The 20,782-nt window shown below is 65.9% G+C and carries 20 protein-coding genes and 1 pseudogene; 16 read left to right on the plus strand and 5 right to left on the minus strand.

What is annotated here, in order from left to right:
* The first annotated feature begins 67 nt into the window (after positions 1–67).
* Genes ACP26O_RS21485 through ACP26O_RS21495 form a run of 3 tightly spaced genes read left to right on the plus strand, consistent with a single transcriptional unit; the run spans position 68 to position 4,715 of the window.
* Positions 68–805 carry an OmpW/AlkL family protein gene (locus ACP26O_RS21485; RefSeq protein ID WP_175664203.1) on the plus strand — a complete coding sequence of 246 codons (738 nt, stop codon included), beginning with the start codon at positions 68–70 and terminating at the stop codon, positions 803–805.
* 54 nt (positions 806–859) lie between these two features.
* Positions 860–3,838, plus strand: a complete 2,979-nt coding sequence (locus ACP26O_RS21490) for a molybdopterin-dependent oxidoreductase (RefSeq protein ID WP_175664204.1) — start codon at positions 860–862, stop codon at positions 3,836–3,838.
* 10 nt (positions 3,839–3,848) lie between these two features.
* Positions 3,849–4,715: a 4Fe-4S dicluster domain-containing protein gene (locus ACP26O_RS21495; RefSeq protein ID WP_175664205.1), complete on the plus strand. Its 867-nt coding sequence runs from the start codon at positions 3,849–3,851 to the stop codon at positions 4,713–4,715.
* Positions 4,716–4,807: 92 nt separating this feature from the next.
* Here ACP26O_RS21495 and ACP26O_RS21500 read toward each other — a convergent pair whose 3' ends face one another.
* Positions 4,808–5,728 carry a LysR substrate-binding domain-containing protein gene (locus ACP26O_RS21500; RefSeq protein ID WP_175664486.1) on the minus strand — a complete coding sequence of 307 codons (921 nt, stop codon included), beginning with the start codon at positions 5,726–5,728 and terminating at the stop codon, positions 4,808–4,810.
* Positions 5,729–5,838: 110 nt separating this feature from the next.
* On the opposite strand from ACP26O_RS21500, the gene ACP26O_RS21505 reads away from it, so the two are divergent.
* Together ACP26O_RS21505 and ACP26O_RS21510 are read left to right on the plus strand one after the other, a co-directional pair.
* A complete protein-coding gene (locus tag ACP26O_RS21505) occupies positions 5,839–6,576 on the plus strand; it encodes an SDR family oxidoreductase (RefSeq protein WP_166721295.1) in 738 nt (245 codons plus the stop codon).
* Positions 6,577–6,633: 57 nt separating this feature from the next.
* Positions 6,634–7,716, plus strand: a complete 1,083-nt coding sequence (locus ACP26O_RS21510) for an alkene reductase (RefSeq protein WP_175664206.1) — start codon at positions 6,634–6,636, stop codon at positions 7,714–7,716.
* An 83-nt stretch (positions 7,717–7,799) separates the two neighbouring features.
* Here the strand turns inward: ACP26O_RS21510 and ACP26O_RS21515 are convergent, their stop codons facing one another.
* Positions 7,800–7,985 (minus strand): hypothetical protein, encoded by a 186-nt coding sequence (locus tag ACP26O_RS21515; protein ID WP_175664207.1) that lies wholly within the window; start codon positions 7,983–7,985, stop codon positions 7,800–7,802.
* A gap of 93 nt (positions 7,986–8,078) precedes the next feature.
* Here ACP26O_RS21515 and ACP26O_RS21520 point away from each other — a divergent pair, with 93 nt between their 5' ends.
* The 4 genes from ACP26O_RS21520 (at position 8,079) to ACP26O_RS21535 (ending at position 11,481) form a co-directional block, all read left to right on the plus strand.
* The gene (locus ACP26O_RS21520) at positions 8,079–8,915 is read left to right on the plus strand and encodes an alpha/beta fold hydrolase (protein WP_175664208.1); all 837 of its coding nucleotides are present in this window, start codon (positions 8,079–8,081) and stop codon (positions 8,913–8,915) included.
* A gap of 240 nt (positions 8,916–9,155) precedes the next feature.
* Positions 9,156–9,794 carry a TetR/AcrR family transcriptional regulator gene (locus tag ACP26O_RS21525; RefSeq protein ID WP_175656692.1) on the plus strand — a complete coding sequence of 213 codons (639 nt, stop codon included), beginning with the start codon at positions 9,156–9,158 and terminating at the stop codon, positions 9,792–9,794.
* A 45-nt stretch (positions 9,795–9,839) separates the two neighbouring features.
* Entirely contained in the window at positions 9,840–10,823 is a 984-nt protein-coding gene (locus ACP26O_RS21530; protein ID WP_175664209.1) for an MDR family oxidoreductase, read from the plus strand.
* A gap of 79 nt (positions 10,824–10,902) precedes the next feature.
* Positions 10,903–11,481 carry a peroxidase-related enzyme gene (locus ACP26O_RS21535; RefSeq protein WP_175664210.1) on the plus strand — a complete coding sequence of 193 codons (579 nt, stop codon included), beginning with the start codon at positions 10,903–10,905 and terminating at the stop codon, positions 11,479–11,481.
* A 120-nt stretch (positions 11,482–11,601) separates the two neighbouring features.
* On the opposite strand, the gene ACP26O_RS21540 is transcribed toward ACP26O_RS21535, so the two are convergent.
* Together ACP26O_RS21540 and ACP26O_RS21545 are read right to left on the minus strand one after the other, a co-directional pair.
* The gene (locus ACP26O_RS21540; RefSeq protein WP_175664211.1) at positions 11,602–12,483 is read right to left on the minus strand and encodes an SDR family NAD(P)-dependent oxidoreductase; all 882 of its coding nucleotides are present in this window, start codon (positions 12,481–12,483) and stop codon (positions 11,602–11,604) included.
* Positions 12,484–12,656: 173 nt separating this feature from the next.
* A complete protein-coding gene (locus ACP26O_RS21545; RefSeq protein WP_175664212.1) occupies positions 12,657–13,235 on the minus strand; it encodes a TetR/AcrR family transcriptional regulator in 579 nt (192 codons plus the stop codon).
* 308 nt (positions 13,236–13,543) lie between these two features.
* Between ACP26O_RS21545 and ACP26O_RS21550 the strand changes: the two are divergent.
* Positions 13,544–14,421: pseudogene (locus tag ACP26O_RS21550) on the plus strand (glucose-6-phosphate dehydrogenase); the annotation flags it as partial.
* 309 nt (positions 14,422–14,730) lie between these two features.
* Complete coding sequence (locus ACP26O_RS21555) at positions 14,731–14,925, plus strand: hypothetical protein (protein WP_426356406.1); 195 nt, start codon at positions 14,731–14,733, stop codon at positions 14,923–14,925.
* Positions 14,926–15,046: 121 nt separating this feature from the next.
* On the opposite strand, the gene ACP26O_RS21560 is transcribed toward ACP26O_RS21555, so the two are convergent.
* Positions 15,047–15,991 carry a LysR family transcriptional regulator gene (locus ACP26O_RS21560; protein ID WP_175664213.1) on the minus strand — a complete coding sequence of 315 codons (945 nt, stop codon included), beginning with the start codon at positions 15,989–15,991 and terminating at the stop codon, positions 15,047–15,049.
* 110 nt (positions 15,992–16,101) lie between these two features.
* Between ACP26O_RS21560 and ACP26O_RS21565 the strand changes: the two genes are divergently transcribed.
* From ACP26O_RS21565 to ACP26O_RS21585, 5 genes are all read left to right on the plus strand, one after another.
* Entirely contained in the window at positions 16,102–17,304 is a 1,203-nt protein-coding gene (locus ACP26O_RS21565; RefSeq protein ID WP_175664214.1) for an MFS transporter, read from the plus strand.
* Between the two features lie 29 nt (positions 17,305–17,333).
* Positions 17,334–17,657, plus strand: coding sequence for a MoaF-related domain-containing protein (locus ACP26O_RS21570; protein ID WP_126226155.1), 324 nt, complete (start codon positions 17,334–17,336; stop codon positions 17,655–17,657).
* A gap of 15 nt (positions 17,658–17,672) precedes the next feature.
* Complete coding sequence (locus tag ACP26O_RS21575) at positions 17,673–18,629, plus strand: LLM class oxidoreductase (protein WP_175664215.1); 957 nt, start codon at positions 17,673–17,675, stop codon at positions 18,627–18,629.
* A gap of 151 nt (positions 18,630–18,780) precedes the next feature.
* Complete coding sequence (dkgB, locus tag ACP26O_RS21580) at positions 18,781–19,587, plus strand: 2,5-didehydrogluconate reductase DkgB (protein WP_175664216.1); 807 nt, start codon at positions 18,781–18,783, stop codon at positions 19,585–19,587.
* A 65-nt stretch (positions 19,588–19,652) separates the two neighbouring features.
* A complete protein-coding gene (locus ACP26O_RS21585; RefSeq protein ID WP_175664217.1) occupies positions 19,653–20,768 on the plus strand; it encodes an alkene reductase in 1,116 nt (371 codons plus the stop codon).
* Positions 20,769–20,782: the final 14 nt, after the last annotated feature.

Below are 20,782 nucleotides of genomic sequence, written 5' to 3' on the forward strand. Positions count from 1 at the left end.
CCGCATTCAATCAGGTATCCAAATTATTTGTTATTCATGAGACGGATCGAGACAGAGGAGACACAAGATGAATTTCAGGCGAACGACGCGTTTCGCAGGCATGGCGGTTTGTATCGGCTCGGCTTTTCTTGGCGACGATGCGCAGGCCCAGTCGGCCGGAAGCATCACGACATCGGTAGGATGGCTACACATCGCCCCTCAGGGCAACGCAACGCCCCTGGTCGTGCAAAGTGTCGGCGGCGTCACGGTGAATCACGAACTGACCGGTAGCAGCGCCCATGCCAGTTCGACGGATACGCTCGGCATTACCAACGAGTACTACGTCACCGACAACTTCGGCGTCGCGATGCTTTTTGGCATGCCGCTGAAGGTCAATCTGATTGGCGACGGGACGTTGCAGAAGTACGGCACGCTCGGCACGACAAGGCCGATGCCGCCGGCGATCGAACTTCGATACCACCTGTTTTCTGCCACATCGAAATTCCGGCCGTTCCTGGGCATTGGCGCGAACTATACGTGGTTCACCCAGGTTCGAGCCACCAACAGCCGGTTCGTCTCCGACAGCTTCGGGCCGGGCGGCTCGGCGCGCGCGACGCTCAGCGCTTCGTGGAACCCCGTGTTCGAGATCGGGGCGAATTACGCGGTGACCAGACACTGGTCTGTCGGAACCTCCGTCGGCTACATGCCGGTGAAGACCCACCTCACGTTATACGGACAGACCGCGACCGGGACGCAGATCGTTTCCAAATCGACGCTCCGGCTCAATCCCGTCAGCGTTTTCCTGAACGTCGCCTATACGTTCTGACGAGCACGCCCGGATGCCAGCCCCCCGCATCAAAGCAACACATAGGATCGAACGATGAAACGACAGGTTCTCAAGACCATTCTGTTTGCATTGCCCAAGGTTCTGGACCTGACGGCGCGCCGCTTCCCCGCCTACCGGGAACGTCTCAAGGAGCGCAATCTCGTCGCGTGGATCGGGCTCATGGATCAAAGCATGGGTCGCGTCATCGAGTTCAGGAATGGCCGCATTCGGTCGCGCGCCGGCAAGCACCCGCAGCCCGACGTGCGCATGGCCTTCAAGGATGTCGCCACCGCCCTGAAGTTTCTTTCCCCCAGCCCGGACCAGGGCGAAATCATCCACGCCGCCAAGAACTTCAAGGTCGTCGCGGAGGGCGAGGACGAACTGCTGGTCTGGCTCATGCAAACCCTGAGCATGATGCGCACCGTCGGTCTGCCGATGGGCACGCCCATGCGCGACGGCACCCGACGCTACACCACCTGTACCAATGGCGGGCCGCTGTTCGTCTACGTCAAGGATGGCCGCATCGTCCGCGTGACCCCCATCGAGCTGGACGATACGGATGCGTCAAGCTGGGTGATCGACGCACGTGGACGCCGCTTCAGCCCGCCACGGCGTGGCTTGGTCGCGCCGCACGCGTTGACCCTCAAGTCGCTGGTCTACTCCGACAAGCGCATCCTTCACCCGATGAAACGGGTCGACTTCGACCCCGACGGCGAGCGCAATCCGCAGAACCGCGGCAAGTCCGGCTATGTGCGTATCAGCTGGGACGAGGCCCTGGACATCGTCGCCAAGGAGATCAACCGGCAGAAGCGCGTTCACGGCCCCGGTTCCATCACGTTCCCGATGTCGTCTCACCATCAGTGGGGCAACGTGGGCTACTACCTCAGCGCGCTGACGCGCTTCGCCAACCTGATCGGCTTCACGCGGGTCGCCGCGAATCCGGACAGCTGGGAAGGCTGGTACTGGGGCGCCATGCATCATTTCGGCAACTCGATGCGCGTCGGCGTGCCCTCCGGCTATGGCGGCCTCGAGGACGCTCTTAAGGAAGCCGAAATGATCGTCTTCTGGTCCTGCGACCCCGAAAGTACCAACGGCGCCTACGCGGGATTCGAGGGAACACCACGCCGTCTGTGGGCCAAGGAGCTCGGTATCGAGTTCGTTCATATCGACCCGCACTGCAATCCGACCGCGCAGCTGCTGGGCGGCCGCTGGATCCCGGTGCGGCCGCAAACCGATGCCGCGCTGGCTACCGCGATCATGTACGTATGGGCCGTGGAGGGCCTGTACGACAAGGATTACGTCGCGGCGCGCACGACCGGTTTCGACGATTGGAAAGCCTACCTTCTGGGCGAAACCGACGGTACGCCCAAGACGCCCGAGTGGCAGGAGAGCGAGACCGGCGTGCCGGCCAAGGACGTCCGCGCGCTGGCGCGCCTGTGGGGAAACAAAAAGGTTCATCTCGCCGTCGGGATGACTGGCGCGGGATTCGGTGGCGCGGGCCGCGGGGCGACCGGCGCGCAATGGGCGCGCTGCATGATCATGATGATGGCCATGCAGGGCTGGGGCAAGCCGGGGGTGAATTTCGGCTGCCTCGAAATCGGCGTCCCGCATGATCTCCAGTTCTACTTCCCCGGCTACGCGGACGGCGGCATTTCAGGCGACCTGGCGTGGACCGCCAACGCGGTGGACAACTACCAGCGCATGCCGCACATCCTCACCATGAATCCGGTCAAGCAGATGGTGCCGCGACAGCAACTGCCCGATGCGATTCTCAACGGTCATGCCACCGGTTATCTGTGGGACGGCATGTCCCAGGAAGCGCAGTTCGCGCCGTTCACCTACCCGATGCCCGGCTATTCGCCGATCCACATGATCTATCGCTATGGCGGATCGTCGTTCAGTACCGTGACGAATTCCGGACGCTGGACCGAGGCCTACCGGCACTCGAGTATCGAGTTCGTGGTCAATCAGTCGATCTGGATGGAAGGCGAGGCACAGTTCGCCGACATCATCCTGCCCGCGTGCACGTCGCTGGAGCGTTGGGACATCGGGGAATGGGCGAATTCGGGCGGCTACGCGCACCACGGCTACGGCACGGTCAACCATCGCATGCTGACGATGCAGCACAAGTGCATCGAGCCTTTGGGCGAGTCCCGCTCCGACTACGACATCTTCACCGCCATCCTGATCCGGTTGGGCCTGGGTGGCATCTTCACCGAAGGCTGCAGCGATCTCGATTGGGTCAAGCGCGTGTTCGACTCGTCGGATCTGCCCGGTCACATTTCGTGGCGCGAATTCTGCCGCAAGGGCTATTTCGTCGTGCCGCCCGAAAAGCCCGAGCTTCGCCATCCCGTGGACATGCGTTGGTATGCGGAAGACCGAAGGAAGGACCTGCCGGAACCCCATCCGCTGCCGTCGCAGTTCTCGGAAAAGTTCGGCAAGGGCCTGCAAACGCCAAGCGGCAAGCTGGAGTTCGTGCCCGAGTTGCTGAAGCGGCACACGGCGGACAATCCCGAGCGGCCGCCGCTCAACCGATATATCCCCTCCTGGGAGGGTCTGCGCTCGGACCTGGCCCGGCGCTATCCGCTGCAATTGATCGCCACCCACAGCCGCTACAGCTTTCATACCCATTGTGACGGCAAGAACTCCGCGGTGAACGGCATCGACGATCATCGCGCGCTGATCGCGGGGCACCGCTTCTGGCTGCTGAGGCTCAATCCGGCCGACGCCGCCGCTCGACGCATTGCCCATCGCGATCTCGTCAAGGTGCACAACGATCGCGGCGCCGTGATCTGTGCGGCCGATGTCTCGCCGCTCGTGAACGCCGGCGTGGTGAAGTCCTACGAGGCGAGCGCCGAATTTCAGTTGATCGAAATCGACGGCGAGCAAGTCGAGATTGGCGGTTGCATGAACATGCTCACCCCTGACCGGCCGCAGACCGCCGGCACCAGCAGCATGAGCCCGAATTCCTGCCTGGTGCAGGTCGAGAAATGGCGCGGTGCCGAAGCGTTCATGCTCGGTCGCGCAGCGTGAGGAGTTTCAAATGAGCAAGTGGAACCTGATTATCAAGGTCGGGCGTTGCGAGAACTGCCAGAACTGCGTGATCGCCGCGCGGGACGAACACGTCGGCAACGACTTTCCCGGCTACGCCGCGCCGGCCTCGGCCAACGCCGAGAGCCCGATCCGCATCCTGCGTCGCGTACAGGGCGCCGCGCATATGGTCCAGACCACTTATTTACCGGTCTTGTGCAATCACTGCGACGACGCGCCCTGCATGCGTGCCGGCGGCGGCGCCGTTCGCAAGCGTGCCGACGGCATCGTCATCATCGATCCGGACAAGGCACGAGGCCGCAAGGACATCGTCAAGGCCTGCCCTTACAAGGCAATCGTCTGGAACGAAGCGTTGCAACTGCCGCAGATCTGGATCTTCGATGCGCATTTGCTCGACCAGGGTTGGCCGCGCCCGCGTTGTCAGCAGTCGTGCCCCACTGATGTCTTCGAGACGGTCAAGCTCGATGATGCGGCGATGGCCGAGAAGGCCCGGCGGGAGGGACTCAAGGTATTGCGACCCGACCTGAGCACGAAGCCCCGCGTGTGGTACAGCGGCCTCGAGCGCTGGGAAACGTGCTTCGTCGGCGGAAGTATCAGTGTCCAGGCAGGAGACGCGGTCGAGTGCGTCACGGACGCGGTCGTCGCGTTGTACTACGCTAATCTGCAGGTCGCCGAAACGGTGTCGGACGGTTTCGGCGATTTCCGCTTCGATGGCCTCGCCAAGGGCAGCGGCTCCTACAAAGTCAAAATCCGGCATGCGCTCGGCACCGCGTGGCGCGAGTGCGAATTGGGCGAGAGCGTGTACCTCGGAGAAATCAGGCTCAGTCGGTCGAAAAGCGCCGTGGCGATCGAGTGCTGATGATCCGGGGAAGGCTGAACGCTGCGGGGCTCGCACTGATTTCCGGCACGCCGCCTTCCCGCGGCGAGCCCCCGAACATCATCGGACAAGCGTCACTTGTCGGCCGCATACGAAGCAAACACCTTCGTCAGGTGTGCGACGAATGCTTTGACATTCGGGCTGCTGCGCCGGCTCTCCGGCCACAGCGCCGTGATCGTGGAGCGCGGTTCGACGAACTCGGTGAGGACCTGCACCAGCTCCCCGCGCTTGACGTAGGACGCGGCCACATAGGCCGGTGTAATACCGACGCCTCCGCCCGCGACCATCACGGCGGCGACGGCATCGCTGGTATCGACAACGATGCCGGCGTCCGGTATCAGGTCGAGCGATCCGTCACCGGTGACAAAATTCCAGCGAAAGACCTGTCCTGAACTCTGGAAGCGGAAATTCACGCAATCGTGATCCACGAGGTCGTCGGGGTGTTTGGGGACACCGCGCCTCGCCAGATAGTCCGGGGACGCGTACGCGCCGATATGGTGAGGGGAAAGCTGGCGCGAGATCAGACGAGAACCGCTTAGATCTCCTACTCGAATGGCCACATCGACGCCTTCACCGACCAGATCGACGAAATGATCGCCCAGCCGCAGGTCGATGGACAGCTTAGGGAAACGCTTCCGAAACGCAGGTAGCGCAGGCGCGATCAGATGAATCCCGATCGGGAGCGGTGCGGTCACCTTCAGGATGCCGGCCGGCTCGGATCGCGCCGAGACCGCGGCCTGCTCGATGGCCTCCATTTCCGCAAGCAGGCGCAACGTGCGTTCATGCAGCTCGCGCCCCTCCTGGGTCAGCGTCAACGATCGGGTGGTCCGGTTGAACAGTTTCAGCTCGAAGTGCTGCTCGAGACGCTGGATGCTCTTGCTCACGGCCGACGGTGTGACGCCAAGCGCCCGAGCGGCGGCCGAATAACTCCCTAACGACGCCGCGCGGCTGAATGCAATGAGGCCCGTCAGGCGGTCCAGGCTGATTTGTTCCATGGCGGAATGATTGAAGAGAGTTTGGCGCTGATTATCAATATCAATTGGCAAGTATAGAGTGCTGTCCAAGACGCCGCACTGGGTTGCGTCAGCCGACAGGACCTACTTTCATGACTACCGATTTCGCTGCCCGTTCACTCGATAACAAGTCCGTCCTCATCATTGGCGGAACCTCCGGCATTGGCCTTTCCGCGGCCAAACAAGCGAAGGCCGCCGGGGCGAACGTCACCGTGATCGGCTTCAACGCGGAGGGCGCTGAACGCGTCGCCGCCGAGCATGGTTTTGCGGGTTGGCGCGCCGCCGACGTGACCAAGCCGGAGACCCTCACCGCGGCGCTGGCCGACATCGCACACGTCGACCATCTCGTCCTCCTCGCCGGGACCTTCGTGGCAGGCAAGGTGCTGGAAGCGGATGTCGACTATCTGCGTCGTGCGTTCGACGAACGTGTGTGGGCAGCCGTGCACACGTTGCGCACGCTGGGTGATCGCCTGGCCGCCGATGGCTCGATCACGTTCATTTCGGGTGTGCTGGCCGACCGGCCCAATGCCTACGGCACGGCCATTCTTGCGTCGGCGTCCGCCGCGATGGAAGCGCTGGCCCGGGGTTTGGTGCTTGAACTGGCGCCGCGCCGCGTCAACACCGTCTCGCCCGGCACCACCGACACGCCGCTGCTTGCCCGCACGCTCGGCGACGGTCGCGACGCGTACGTGAACGCATTGAAAGAAAAATTGCCGCTGCATCGTTTGGGAACCGCCGACGAAGTGGGCGCCGCGGTGGTGTTCCTGATGAGCAACGGTTTCATGAACGGCGAGACGATCCACATCGACGGCGGCGCCCGTCTCGTGTGATGTGGCCTGCAAGGCTTCCGGTATTTCCACGCTGACAAGGAACAAGAAGGAGGTTTGGTGCCTACGCTGTTTGATCCCATTCGACTGGGCGCGATCGAAGCGCCCAACCGTATCCTGATGGCGCCCATGACACGTGCCCGGGGAACACGCGAGCACGTACCCACCGCGATGATGGCCGACTATTACAGTCAACGCGCATCCGCAGGTCTCATCATCTCGGAGGCCATTGGCATTTCCCGGCAGGGGCTGGGCTGGCCCTACGCGACCGGCCTGTGGACGCCTGCCCAGGTTGCCGGCTGGCGAAAAGTGACCGACGCCGTGCACGAAGCGGGCGGCCGCATCATTGCCCAGCTGTGGCACATGGGCCGCGTGGTGCATCCGAGCTTTCTCGATGGCGCGCAGCCTGTGTCGTCGTCCATGACGACGGCACCGGGCCATGCCCATACTTATGAAGGAAAGCAGTCCTACGCGCCGGCGCGCGCACTGGCGACACACGAAATTCCCGCCGTGATCGAACAGTTCGCCGCCGCTGCACATAACGCACTGCAGGCCGGCTTCGACGGCGTGCAGTTGCATGCGTCGAACGGTTATCTGATCGATCAATTCCTGCGAGACAGCGCCAACTTCCGCGACGACGCGTATGGCGGCTCGATCTCCAATCGGCTCCGGCTTCTGATCGAGGTAACCGAGGCTGTCGCGGAGGTCGTGGGCGCCGATCGCACCAGCGTTCGCCTGTCTCCCAACGGCGAAACCCTCGGCGTGCGTGATAGCGATCCGGTGCCGCTGTTCATCGCGGCCGCCGAGGCGCTATCCACGGTCGGGATCGCGTTCCTGGAACTGCGTGAACCGCCACTGAACGGCAGTTTCGGCGTCGGCTATCTCGATCCGCTCGCGGCGCGGATCCGCCCGGCTTTCAAAGGACCGCTGGTGCTCAACTCGGATTTCGACGCGGCCCGAGCCCAGGCTGAACTCGACGCCGGCATTGGCGATGCCGTTGCTTTCGGGCGCCCTTTCATCTCGAATCCGGATTACCCGCGCCGTCTAGCCAATTCGATTCCGCTTGCGTCGGACGACCCGACAACGTGGTTCACGCAAGGCGCGGACGGTTACGTCGATTACCCGGGCGCGACGTCGGCTTGACGACACGCTGCGTGACGGGGCTCAAGAGCGAACGGCGCCATCGGAAACGACGCACTGGTCGATCCGGCCGCGTTCGTTGACGGTCACTCGCGGACGCGGAATCTCATGCTCACGGTGGTATCCGCGGCGATCGTGCCGCGCATGTCGACATTCACCTCGTCGGTATCACCGTGCGAAAGCCGTGGCCTTGGTCGCATTTTTTTGACGCCACCCATCGCGAAGCCGAGCTGCCGTGCGCGCCCATCACGCGAGCTTCTTTTCGTCTGCATCCCGCATTGCCGACACAACGACCGCTCTAGGTTGCGACGGCTCCATTCGCAGCAACCGTTACTTCCCTGCAACCGTACGAAAGGAAAACCATCATGTCATTCGTTACCACGCAAGACGGCGTCCAGATTTTTTACAAGGACTGGGGCCCGAAAGACGCGCAGCCGATCGTCTTCCATCACGGCTGGCCGCTTTCGTCGGATGACTGGGATGCCCAGATGTTGTTTTTCCTGTCGAACGGGTATCGCGTCATTGCCCACGACCGGCGCGGACATGGGCGCTCCGCGCAAGTCGCCGAAGGTCACGACATGAACCATTACGCGGCCGATGCGCTCGCCGTGGTCGAAGCGCTGGATCTTCGGGATGCAGTCCATATCGGTCACTCCACCGGCGGCGGCGAAGCCGCCCGCTATGTCGCGAGGCACGGCGAGCCGGCCGGGCGTGTCGCCAAAGTGATACTGGTCAGCGCGGTGACCCCGCTGATGCTGAAGACGCAGGCCAACCCGGACGGCGTGCCGATCGAGGTATTCGACGGGTTGCGGGCCGGCACGGCGGCCAATCGCGCTCAGTTCTTTCTCGATGTGCCGAGCGGCCCGTTTTACGGATTCAATCGAGCCGGCGCGAAGATCGATCAAGGCGTGATTCGGAACTGGTGGCGCCAGGCGATGATGGGCAGCGCCAACGCGCATTTCGAGGGCATCAAGGCGTTCTCCGAGACGGACCAGACCGACGATCTCAAGGCGATCAGCGTGCCGACGGTTGTGCTGCATGGCGAAGACGACCAGATCGTCCCGTATGAGAATGCTGCGCTGAAGGCAATCAAACTGCTCAAAAACGGCACGTTGAAGACCTATCCGGGCTACGGCCACGGCATGCTGACCGTCAATGCCGATGTGCTCAATGCGGATCTGCTGGCCTTCGTGAAGGCTTGAAGATTCTCGTATCGATTCGTTATCCGACGTTTCAGCGTGACGATCATGACGAGGCCGAGGAAGCGCATTCCCGATAACGGGTCGCTTCCCGGTTAACGATGACTGACAGCCATGCCTTCGTGAAAGCGGTCGGCTACCCGACCCGTGGCCTGGTGACATCCCGCCGACGATCCGGCACGTCGTCGGTCGTGCAATAGAGCGAGCCCTTGATTTTTGAGACGAACGGTCTATTATTCGCCCATGGACGTTCGAACTGATCCGCCTCGCCGCCGCGGCAGGCCACCGAAGCAGCACGAAGACCTCGTCGCGACGCGCGACATGCTGTTGCGCACCGGGCTGGAAGTGCTCACCGAGAAGGGCTTTTCGGCCACCGGGCTCGACGAGATCCTCGGGCGCGCCGGCGTGCCCAAGGGCTCGTTCTATCACTACTTCGACAGCAAGGAGGCGTTCGGCCTCGAACTGATCGATCGCTACGCGGACTTCTTCGCCCGCAAGCTGGACCGTCATTTCAGCCAGCCCGAGCCATCGCCGCTGGCACGCGTGCGCGCGTTCGTCGACGATGCACGCGACGGCATGGCGCGCCATGCATACAACCGCGGCTGCCTGATCGGCAACCTCGGCCAGGAAATGGGCGCACTGCCGGAGAGTTTCCGTGCGCGTCTGCGCGCGACGTTCGAGGACTGGCAACGCCGGCTGGCCGCGTGCCTCACCGCCGCCCAGCAAGCCGGCGAGCTCGCCGAGTCGGCAGACCCCGCCGAGCTGGCCGCGTGCTTCTGGATCGGCTGGGAAGGCGCCGTGCTGCGCGCGAAGCTCGAACGCAGCGACGCGCCGCTTGCGCTGTTCGCGCAGTTTTTCTTCAATGGATTGCCTCGCCGCTGAATTTTTTTGCCATTAACTAGACGATCGGTCTAAAAAGGAGGACGCATGTTCCAGGGCATCGTGATCGACAAGGACGACACCGGCCAGCACGCGCGGCTGCAAACGCTGGACGACGCGCAGTTGCCCGCGGGCAACGTGACGATCCGGGTCGGTTATTCGACGTTGAACTACAAGGACGGGCTGGCGATCACCGGCAAGAGCCCGGTGGTCCGCAAATTCCCGATGGTGCCGGGCATCGATCTGGTCGGCGAGGTCGAGCACAGCACGCATCCGGATTACCGCGCGGGCGATCGTGTCGTGCTCAACGGCTGGGGCGTCGGCGAAACGCACTGGGGCGGCCTGGCCCAGAAGGCACGCGTCGACGGCGACTGGCTGGTGCCGCTGCCGCCCGCGTTTTCGCCGCAACAGGCGATGGCCATCGGCACGGCGGGCTACACCGCGATGCTGTGCGTGATGGCGCTGGAACGGCATGGCGTGCGCCCGGACGATGGCGAGATCGTCGTGACCGGCGCGGCAGGTGGCGTCGGCAGCGTCGCCATCGCCCTGCTCGCGCGGCTCGGCTATCGCGTCGTCGCCGTGACCGGCCGCCCGGCCGATGCCGACTACCTGCGGCAGCTCGGCGCGGCGGAGATCCTCGACCGATCGCAATTCGGCGCACCGGGCAAGCCGCTCGGCAAGGAACGCTGGGCCGGCGCGGTCGACGTCGCGGGCAGTCACGTGCTCGCCAACGTGTGCGCGACCACGCGCTATCGTGGCGTGGTGACGGCCTGCGGCCTCGCCGCCGGCATGGACTTTCCCGCCACCGTCGCGCCGTTCATCCTGCGCGGCGTGACGCTCGTCGGCATCGACAGCGTGATGTGCCCGCGCGCCGAGCGGCTGGAGGCATGGCGCCGGCTCGCGTCCGATCTCGATGTCGAGAAGCTGGGCGCGATCGGTCATCAGGTCGGCCTGGGCAACGGCATACCGCTTGCCGAAGAACTGATCGCCGGCAAGATACGCGGCCGCATCGTCGTGGACGTCAACGCATGACGCCGGCAACCCGTCGTTTCATGTCCGGCCGGCGGCTCGCGCGTCGCGTTCGCCCGTGCCACTTCATCCAGGAGACCTCATGACCGCTGCCAACCCCGCGCCCGTCAGCCGCTTTCCGGTGCCGGCGCTCGACGACCTGCCCGACGATATTCGCGCACGGATCGCGGCCGTCCAGGAAAAGTCGGGCTTCATCCCGAACGTATTCCTCACGCTCGCGCATCGCCCGGACGAGTTTCGCGCGTTCATGGCGTACCACGACGCGCTGATGGACAAGCCGGGCAACCTCACCAAGGCCGAACGGGAAATGATCGTCGTGGCCACCAGCGCCGTGAACCAGTGCCAGTACTGCGTGATCGCGCACGGCGCGATCCTGCGCATTCGCGCGAAGGATCCGCTGATCGCCGACCAGGTCGCGACCAACTACCGCAAGGCCGACATCACCGTCCGGCAGAAGGCGATGCTCGACTTCGCGATGAAGGTGTCGCAGACCGCGCACTTAGTAGGAGAAGCGGACTTCGACACGCTGAAGTCGCATGGCTTCACCGAAGAGGACGTCTGGGACATCGCGGCGATCTCGGCGTTCTTCGGGATGTCGAATCGCATCGCGAACGTGACGAACATGCGGCCCAACGCGGAGTTCTACGCGCTGGGGCGCTGAGCACGCGCGCCGGCCTCGGTCGGCGCGATCCGCCGAGCCGGACGCTGGAACAGCGCGACACCGGAGACGGATGTCGCGGCTCCGACCTGCCGGCTCACGGCAAGCGCGAGCAGGGGCGGATTAGCCCTCGCTCCACTCCTTCAACGCCTTCAACCCGTCCGGCAGCGGCGCGTCCGGGAACACCGTCGACAACGTCGCGTCCCGCCACCGTGCCGCCTCCTCCGCGCGCTGCGTTTCCGCCTGCTCGCACACGAACAGCGCATCGCTGCCGAGCAGCAGCCGCATCGGCACGTCGTCGCGACGCGACAGCTCGACGATCAGCGCCGCGATCCGTGCGGGATCGCCGACCTCGTGGCCGCCATACGAACCGAGCAGTTCGAGAATCTTCCCGACCGACGGCTGGTAGTCGGGCAGCAGGCCGTCGACGGCGCGCTTCGCCTGCGCGGCCCATTCGGTGCGCATCCCGCCCGGCTCGAGCGTGCACACGCGCACGCCGAACGGCGCGACTTCCTTCGACAGCACGTCGCTGAACCCGCCGACCGCCCACTTCGCGGCCTGATATGCGGACAGGCCGGCCGTCGCCGTGCGCCCGCCGACCGACGACACCTGGAAGATGTGGCCCGCGCGTTGCGCCCGCATCGTCGGCAGCACCGCACGCGTCAGGTTGACCACGCCGAACAGGTTCGTTTCGATCTGGTCGCGGAAGTCGTCGGCGCCCATCTGCTCGAACGGCGCCGTATGACCGTAGCCCGCGTTGTTCACCAGCACGTCGATGCGTCCGAACGCGTCGCGGGCGGCGGCCACCGCATGCGCGGCCGCCGCTGCGTCGGTCACGTCGAGCTCGATTGGCAGCAGCCGGTCGCCGTACCGCGCTTCCAGATCGGCGAGCCGCGCCGGATCGCGCGCGCCGGCCACCAGCCGGTCGCCCGCCGCCAGCACCGCTTCCGAGATTGCACGTCCCAGGCCGCGTGCGGCCCCTGTCACCAGCCAGACTTTCGACATTTCCATTTCTCCGTAAAGTTGAAACCGCAAAAATGAATGATTACTCACTCATTAATATGGGCGCTGAAACGGTCGTTTTGACCGTGCATCGCCCTGCCTGAAAACCGCCTTCCATTCGTCGCGGCGACGCCCGAACCGAACGTGCCGCCCCTCATCTCTACAACTCGCCGCTATCACACCGCGTGCAACACGGCCCACAGCGCGCGAAACCCGGCTTCCCGGTACGCATCGGCCCGCGCGGGATCGCGTGCGATCGACTCCATCGCCGTTTCCGCGATCGACGTGAACAGCGCCGTGCAGAACGCATGCGCGTCGTCGGCGTCGAGCCCGCCCGCGGCGGCACTCTGCGCGCGCAGCAGCGCGGTGATCGCGCCGAAGCCTTCAGTGCCGGCCGCGCGATGCGCGTCGTCGATGCGGCCGCTCACGTCGAGCTGCCGCAGCGCGCGCTGCCCGTGCGGATCCGCGACGCCCCACGACACATAGCTGTTCCACACATGCCGCATGGCCTGCTCGGCCGGCGCGTGCTCCGGAAACCCGGTGATCATCGCGTCGCGCAGGTCGGCCTTCAGGCTCAGGTACAGCGCGTTCAGCAGCGCATCCTTGGTCTCGAAATAGGTGAACACCGTGCCTTCCGCGACGCCGGCGAGCCGCGCGATGCGCGCGGTGGTCGCACTCGCGCCGTCCTCCGCAAGCGCCCGGGCGGCCGCGGCGAGGATGGCGTCGTGCTTGTCGGGACTGCGCGGTCGGGCCACGTTCGATTCCTTAAATGAGTGAGCGCTCAATCATAATCGCGCCGACCACGGGACGGCAAGCCCTGTTACATAAGGGGGAACCCATCCGCAATCGGTCAAAAGCGTGCACTATTAGCGTTTCCACGTACTGGCGCGCCAACGCACCGGCGGCCGGCGCTTCGACGTTCGTTCCACGCTCACCCGTTTCAGACCGCGATCCACTCATGACGAATCAGCCCAACCAGACCGAAGCCGACCAGCCCGTCGACATGATCATCTTCGGCGGCGGCGGCGACCTGGCCGCCCGCAAGCTGTTGCCCGCGCTCTACATGGCGCACCTGCACTGCAACCTGCCGCCGCAGACGCGCATCATCGCGGTCGGCCGGCGCGACTGGGGCATCGACGGCTACCGCAAGTTCATGGACGAGCAGTCGCGCCCGTTCATCGACGAGAAGGCGTTCGACGCCGACGCGTGGGCCCGTTTCCTCGACCTGTTCAAGTACGTGCTGATCGACGTGAACGCGCCGGAAGACTATGCGCGCCTCGCCGAAGCGGCGCGCCCCGACGCGATCCACGTGTTCTACCTGTCGACGTCGCCGGAGCTGTTCACGACGATCTGCGACAACCTGTCGGCCGCGCACCTCGTCGATGCGCGCTCGCGCGTCGTGCTCGAAAAGCCGCTCGGCCACGATCTCGCGTCGGCGCAGGCGATCAACGATGCGGTCGGCCGGCATTTCGCGGAATCGCAGATCTACCGGATCGACCATTACCTCGGCAAGGAAACCGTGCAGAACCTGATGGTGCTGCGCTTCGGCAACCCGATCTTCGGGCCGCTGTGGCAGGCGCCGAGCATCCGCAGCGTGCAGATCACGGTGGCGGAGACGGTCGGCGTCGGCAGCCGCGCGGGCTTCTACGACCATACCGGCGCGCTGCGCGACATGGTGCAGAACCACCTGCTGCAACTGCTGTGCATCGTCGCGATGGAGCCGCCGGTGTCGCTCGATTCGGACGCGGTGCGCGACGAGAAGCTGAAGGTGCTGCGCTCGCTGCGGCCGATGGCGCTGTCGGACGTCGCGCGCGATACCGTGCGCGGCCAGTACACGGCCGGCGTGATCAAGGGCGCGCCGGTCCCGGCCTACGCGACCAAGACAACGTGCCGGCGGACAGCCACGCGGAAACCTTCGTCGCGCTGCGCGCGCACATCAACAACTGGCGCTGGGCGAACGTGCCGTTCTTCCTGCGCACCGGCAAGCGTCTCAGCGCCGATCGCGTCGGGAGATCGTCATCAAGTTCCGGCGGACATGCCGTTCTCGATCATCCCGACCGGCCCGCGCCACTACAGCAACCGCCTCGTGATCCAGCTGCAGCCGGAAGAATCGATCCAGCTGCAGATGCTCGCGAAGGAGCCGGGCAGCGGGATGAAGATGGTGCCCCGCGAGCGTGCACCTCGACCTGCAGCGTTCGACCAGTTCTCAAGGAACGGCGCGCGGAAGCCTACGAGCGGCTGCTGATCGACGTGATCCGCGGGCGTCTCACGCACTTCATGCGCCGCGACGAGCTCGAGGCCGCGTGGTCGTGGGTCGAGCCGATCCTCAACGGCTGGAAGCAGCTGGGCGACCGTCCGCGCCTCTACACGGCAGGCACGTTCGGGCCGGCGGCCTCGTCGGCGCTGCTGGCGCGCGACAACATGTCGTGGTCCGAGGAAGCCTGACCATGGCATGACGGCAGGCCCGCGGCGCAAGCGCCGCGCGGCACGCCGGATCACACGGGGCGCCCGATCGGGTGCCCGCAGCCAGCCCCCCATCGCCCGCCACCCTTCCAGCGCTGCGCCGTTACAGCGGCTCCAGCCACGCGGCCTTGCGCCGCGCCGGCGCCCCGCTGCTGCCGCTATCGCCGCCCAGCACCTCGATCATGTAATCGACGAACGACGCGATCCGCGACGAAATCGCGGTGTTCCGGTAATACACCGCGTTGATCGGCTGTTCGACGTCGAGCGTCTGCCGCGCGAGCACCTGCACGAGCCGCCCGGCCTCGCGATCCTGCGCGGTCATGAAATCCGACAGGCACACGACGCCCGCGCCCTCCAGCGCGAGCTGCCGCAGCGTCTCGCCGCTCGACGACCAGATGCCGGGCTCGATGCGGCACGGCTCGCCGTCCGCACCGAGGATCGGCCAGACGTTCAGCGATTCGGGCTGCGTGAAGCCGAGCAGTGTGTGCCGATCGAGATCCTCGACCTTGCGCGGCTGGCCGTGCGCTTCGAGGTATGCGGGGCTCGCGAGGATGCGCAGCCGGCTGTTGCCGATGCGCCGGCTGTGCAGCGTCGAATCCTTGAGCCGGCCGATGCGGATCGCGACGTCGGTGCGCCGCTCCAGCAGGTCGATGATCCCCTCGTTGCTGTTCAGCTCCAGCTCGACCTTCGGGAACCGTTCGCGGTAGCCGTGCACGAGCGGCACGATCACGTGCAGCATGAACGGCGTCGCGGCATCGACGCGCAAGCGCCCCGACGGCATCTCGCGCCGCGCGAGCATCTGCTCCTCGGCGTTCTCGACCGATTCGATGATTGCGCGCGCATCCTGCAGGAACGCGCGCCCTTCCTCGGTCAATTCGAGCCGGCGCGTGGTCCGGCGCAGCAGCGTGGTCTTCAGCTTCTCCTCGAGCCGAGCGAGCGTGCGGCTCGTGGCCGACACGGTGAGGTCGAGCTGCTGCGCGGCGGCGGTGATCGAACCGGAGTCGACCACGGCGGCAAAGGCCTGGAGTTCGTCGAGCGTGATCTTCATTGCTGGATTCTTGATTCAAAATCAAAACAATTTGGTTTATAGACCCATTTTTCCGCAAAAGTAAAGACGGCACACTGCGCTCCATCGTCACCGGACCCTGGAGCACCGTCATGCCACTCGCCCTACTTGCGCTGACCATCAGCGCATTCGCCATCGGCACCACCGAATTCGTGATCGTCGGGCTGATCCCGACGATCGGCGCCGACCTCGGCGTCAGCCTGCCGTCGGCCGGCCTGCTCGTCAGCCTCTATGCACTGAGCGTCGCGATCGGCGCGCCGCTCCTCACCGCGCTCACCGGCCGCGTGCCGCGCAAGACGCTGCTCGCCGCGCTGATGGCGCTGTTCACCGTCGGCAACCTCGTGGCCTGGCAGGCGCCGGGCTACGAATCGCTGATCGTCGCGCGCGTGCTCACCGGCCTCGCCCACGGCGTGTTCTTCTCGGTCGGCTCGATCATCGCCACCACGCTCGTGCCAAAGGACAAGGCCGCCAGCGCGATCGCGACGATGTTCAGCGGGATGACCGTCGCGTTCGTCGCCGGCATTCCGCTCGGCACCTTCATCGGCCAGCACTTCGGCTGGCGCGCGACGTTCCTGGTCGTCGCGCTGTTCGGTCTCGTCGCGTTCGTCGGCGCGGTCGCGTTCGTGCCGCGCGGCCTCCCGCGCACGCCGCCGGCGCCGCTCTCCCGCCAGTTCCGCGTGCTCGCCCAGCCGCGCCTGCTGCTCGTCTATGCGATGACGGCGGTCGGCTACGGCGGCTCGCTGATCGCGTTCACCTACATGGCGCCGCTGCTCGAACAGATCGCCGGCTTCACGCCGTCGCAGGTCAGTCTGGTGCTGGTCGGCTACGGCGTGTCGGTTGCGTTCGGCAACGTGTGGGGCGGCAAGCTCGCGGACGCCGTCGGCCCTGTCAAGGCGCTCAAGCGGATCTTCCTGTTGCTCGCGATCGTGCTGCTCGCGCTGACCTTCACGGTGCATGTGAAGTGGCTCGCGGTGCTGACGATGCTCGCATGGGGCGCCGTCGCATTCGGCAACGTGCCGGGCCTGCAGGTGTACGTCGTCAAGCAGGCGCGCCACTTCGCGCCGGACGCCACCGACGTCGCGTCGGGCTTCAACATCGCCGCGTTCAACCTCGGCGTCGCGGGCGGCTCGTCGCTCGGCGGCCTGATCGTCGCGAACGTCGGCCTCGGCCATACGCCGTGGATCGCCGCCGTCGTCACGCTCGGCGCCTTCGCGCTGACCGTATTGAGCGGCCGCCTCGACCGCGGCCAGGGCCTGCCCGAGCGCACGGCCGAACCCGTCGAACTTGCCCATTGAACGTCACTTTCCCGCAGGAGCGCATCAGCATGAACGCATCGACCCAACGTCCGCCGTTCGCCGGCAGGACTTTCGAAGTCCGTTACGACGGCCTCACAGCGCTGAACGCGTATGACGAGGACGGCCTCCACATGCGCTACGAGATCACCGAAGGCCCGTACGCCGGCGCGAAGGGCGAAGTCGCGTACACGTGGCGGCACGTCGCCGGCGAGACCTACGCGATCTCGTGGCAGGAAGCCGACCGCGCAACCGTCGTGCACCTCGACGATTTCGCCGCCGGCACGTCGCACGCGTTCTTCACCGCGGCTTCGCTCGATTTCTACCGGCTCGAAGGCAGCCTGCGCGCGCGCTGAACGGAGCACCCGACCATGTCCACTTCACTCGACAAGCTCGCCAGCGGCGGCTTCAGCATCGGCATCGAACTGCCGCTCGACAACGACTGGTCGCTGGCGGGCGCCGCGAAGCGCCAGCATGACGGCCGCCGCCCCGGCGTGCCCGACCTGACACTTCATGCGACGCTCGCGCGACTGGCCGACACGCTCGGCTTCCGCGCGCTCTGGGTGCGCGACGTGCCGGTGTACGACCCGTCGTTCGGCGATGCCGCGCAAGTGTTCGAGACCTTCTCGTATCTCGGCTACCTCGCCGGCATCACCCGCGACATCCTGCTCGGCACGGCAGCCGTCGTGCTGCCGCTGCGCGAACCGCTGCTGACGTTGAAATCGGCCGCGACGATCCAGGAGCTGAGCGACGGACGCCTGCTGCTCGGCGTCGCGAGCGGCGACCGGCCGGTCGAATATCCGCTGTTCGGCCGCGACTTCGCGTCACGCGGCGCGAATTTCCGCGACCAGATCGCGCTGCTGCGCGACGGCGCGCGCGGGCACCTGCCGCCGGGCCTGGACGTGTTGCCGGCCGCGCGTTCGCCGGTGCCGCTGCTCGTCGCGGGCCTCGCGCAGCAGACGCCCGCATGGATCGGCGAACACATGGACGGCTGCCTCGCCTATCCGGGCACGCCGGCCGATCACCTGCAACGCGCCGCGAACTGGCGCGCGGTGGCCGGCGACAAGCCGTACGTGAGCTTCATCCACCTCGACCTCGCGGAAGATCCGCACGAACCGCTTCAGCGACACCGCTTCGGCGCGCGCGCCGGGCGCGTCGCGCTTACCGAAGAGCTCGCGGCGATGCGCGACGCGGGCGTGCGGCACATCGGCCTGCATTTGCGCCGCAATCGCCGGCCGCTCGACGAGACGATGGCCGAGATTGCCGCGGACGTGCTGCCGGCGTTCCATCCGGCTAGGGCTAGCAACCCGCACACGTGCGTCGCATGAGGCCGGCCACGGCCCATCGCGCGTCCCGGCCAGCGCCCGATCCTTGAATTTGAATCAAATATTTTTGACCTCTGAAGGCGTTTATCTCATCAGTCCCGAACGCCAGAATGACTTCCATACCGAACTCGTTCCACTTTCCCAGGAGCCCACGATGAGCAACGTTCCCGCATTCGGCCTCGGCACCTTCCGCCTGCAAGGCCAGGTCGTCATCGACTCGGTCCGCAATGGCCTCGACGTCGGCTACCGCGCGATCGACACCGCGCAGATCTACGGCAACGAAGCCGAAATCGGCGAAGCGATCGCCGCCTCGGGCGTGCGCCGCGAGGACCTGTTCCTCACGACCAAGATCTGGGTCGACAACTACGCGCCGGAAAAACTGGCGGCCAGCCTCGAGGAAAGCCTGCGCAAGCTGCGCACCGACACCGTCGACCTGACGCTGATCCACTGGCCGGCGCCGGGCAACGGCGTGTCGATCCAGGCGTTCATGACCGCGCTCGCCGACGCGAAGGCGAAGGGCCTCACGCGCCAGATCGGCATCTCGAACTTCAACATCGAACTGACGAAGGAAGCGATCGCGGCCGTCGGCAAGGATGCGATCGCGACGAACCAGATCGAACTGAGCCCGTACCTGCAGAACCGCAAGCTGGTCGAGTTCCTGAACGGCGAAGGGATCCACGTGACGTCGTACATGACGCTCGCCTACGGCAAGGTGCTCGGCGACCCGGTGATCGGCGCGATCGCGCAACGTCACGACGCGACGCCAGCGCAAGTCGCGCTCGCGTGGGCGCTGCAGCTCGGCTACTCGGTGATTCCGTCGTCGACGAAGCGCGAGAACCTCGCGAGCAACCTGCTCGCGCAGACGCTGCGCCTGACCGACGAAGACATGGCGCAGATCGCCGCGCTCGAGCGCAACGGCCGCGAAGTCGACCCGGCCGGCCTCGCGCCGAAGTGGGACTGAACGCGCCGCACTCGTAATCGACCCGTCCGCGGCCAGCCGGCCGCGGCACCCGACAGGACCTGACCATGACCCACGACCCGCTTTTTCAACCGCTGCAATTCGGCGCGCTGACGCTGCCGAACCGTATCGTGATGCCGCCGATGACGCGTTCGCGCGCGAGCCAGCCCGGCGACGAAGCCAACGAACTGATGGCCGCGTATTACGCGCAGCGCGCGAGCGCCGGCCTGATCGTCAGCGAAGGCACCTACATCGCGCCGCTCGGCAAGGGCTACGCGTGGACACCCGGCATCCACACGCCGTCGCAGGTCGCCGGCTGGCGCCGGGTGACGGACGCCGTGCACGCCGCGCACGGCCGCATTTTCGCGCAGCTGTGGCATGTCGGCCGGCTCAGCCATACGAGCCTGCTCGGTGGCAAGCAACCGGTGTCGTCGTCGCCGATCCAGGCGAAAGGCGTGAACGTGTTCATCGCCGGCGAGGACGGCAGCACGCCGGGCTTCGTGCAAGCGTCCGAGCCGCGCGCGCTGTCCGTCGACGAGATCCACGAGATCGTCGATCAATACCGCGCCGCCGCCCGCAACGCGATCGAGGCCGGCTTCGACGGCGTCGAGCTGCACGGCGCGAACGGCTATCTCGTGAACCAGTTCATCGACTCGAACGCGAACACGCGCACCGACGCGTACGGCGGCTCGCTGGAAAACCGGCTGCGCTTCCTGCGCGAAGTCGTGCAGGCGCTGATCGAAGGCACCGGCGACGCGTCGCGCGTCGGCATCCGCCTCGCACCGCTGACCACGCTGAACGGCTGCGTCGATGACGATCCGGAAACGACCTACCTCGCCGCCGCGAAGCTGCTCGGCGAACTCGGCATCGGCTACCTGCACATCGCGGAAGCCGACTGGGACGACGCGCCGCTGATGCCGGTCGAATTCAAGCGGCAACTGCGCGCCGTGTTCCCGGGCGTGCTGATCTACGCCGGCGCGTACACGGCCGAACGCGCCCGCGAAGCGATCGCCGCCGGCTGGGCCGACCTGATCGCATTCGGCCGCCCGTTCGTCGCGAACCCCGACCTGCCCGAGCGCCTGCGCACCGGCGCCGCGCTCGCGCAGCACGATCGCAACACGCTGTTCGGCGGCGGTGCGAAAGGCCTGACCGACTATCCGACGCTCGCGCAGGCCGCGGCCTGAGCGGGCGGGTGCAA

This window comes from Burkholderia sp. R-40 (assembly GCF_049942845.1).
Classification (GTDB): Bacteria; Pseudomonadota; Gammaproteobacteria; order Burkholderiales; family Burkholderiaceae; genus Burkholderia; species Burkholderia ambifaria.

Coding starts and splice junctions, on each gene's coding strand:
- ACP26O_RS21485 (WP_175664203.1), top strand. CDS start 68: ATGAATTTCAGGCGAACGACGCGTTTCGCAGGCATGGCGGTTTGTATC.
- ACP26O_RS21490 (WP_175664204.1), top strand. CDS start 860: ATGAAACGACAGGTTCTCAAGACCATTCTGTTTGCATTGCCCAAGGTT.
- ACP26O_RS21495 (WP_175664205.1), top strand. CDS start 3,849: ATGAGCAAGTGGAACCTGATTATCAAGGTCGGGCGTTGCGAGAACTGC.
- ACP26O_RS21500 (WP_175664486.1), bottom strand. CDS start 5,728: ATGGAACAAATCAGCCTGGACCGCCTGACGGGCCTCATTGCATTCAGC.
- ACP26O_RS21505 (WP_166721295.1), top strand. CDS start 5,839: ATGACTACCGATTTCGCTGCCCGTTCACTCGATAACAAGTCCGTCCTC.
- ACP26O_RS21515 (WP_175664207.1), bottom strand. CDS start 7,985: ATGCAGACGAAAAGAAGCTCGCGTGATGGGCGCGCACGGCAGCTCGGC.
- ACP26O_RS21520 (WP_175664208.1), top strand. CDS start 8,079: ATGTCATTCGTTACCACGCAAGACGGCGTCCAGATTTTTTACAAGGAC.
- ACP26O_RS21525 (WP_175656692.1), top strand. CDS start 9,156: ATGGACGTTCGAACTGATCCGCCTCGCCGCCGCGGCAGGCCACCGAAG.
- ACP26O_RS21530 (WP_175664209.1), top strand. CDS start 9,840: ATGTTCCAGGGCATCGTGATCGACAAGGACGACACCGGCCAGCACGCG.
- ACP26O_RS21535 (WP_175664210.1), top strand. CDS start 10,903: ATGACCGCTGCCAACCCCGCGCCCGTCAGCCGCTTTCCGGTGCCGGCG.
- ACP26O_RS21540 (WP_175664211.1), bottom strand. CDS start 12,483: ATGTCGAAAGTCTGGCTGGTGACAGGGGCCGCACGCGGCCTGGGACGT.
- ACP26O_RS21560 (WP_175664213.1), bottom strand. CDS start 15,991: ATGAAGATCACGCTCGACGAACTCCAGGCCTTTGCCGCCGTGGTCGAC.
- ACP26O_RS21565 (WP_175664214.1), top strand. CDS start 16,102: ATGCCACTCGCCCTACTTGCGCTGACCATCAGCGCATTCGCCATCGGC.
- ACP26O_RS21570 (WP_126226155.1), top strand. CDS start 17,334: ATGAACGCATCGACCCAACGTCCGCCGTTCGCCGGCAGGACTTTCGAA.
- ACP26O_RS21575 (WP_175664215.1), top strand. CDS start 17,673: ATGTCCACTTCACTCGACAAGCTCGCCAGCGGCGGCTTCAGCATCGGC.
- dkgB (WP_175664216.1), top strand. CDS start 18,781: ATGAGCAACGTTCCCGCATTCGGCCTCGGCACCTTCCGCCTGCAAGGC.
- ACP26O_RS21585 (WP_175664217.1), top strand. CDS start 19,653: ATGACCCACGACCCGCTTTTTCAACCGCTGCAATTCGGCGCGCTGACG.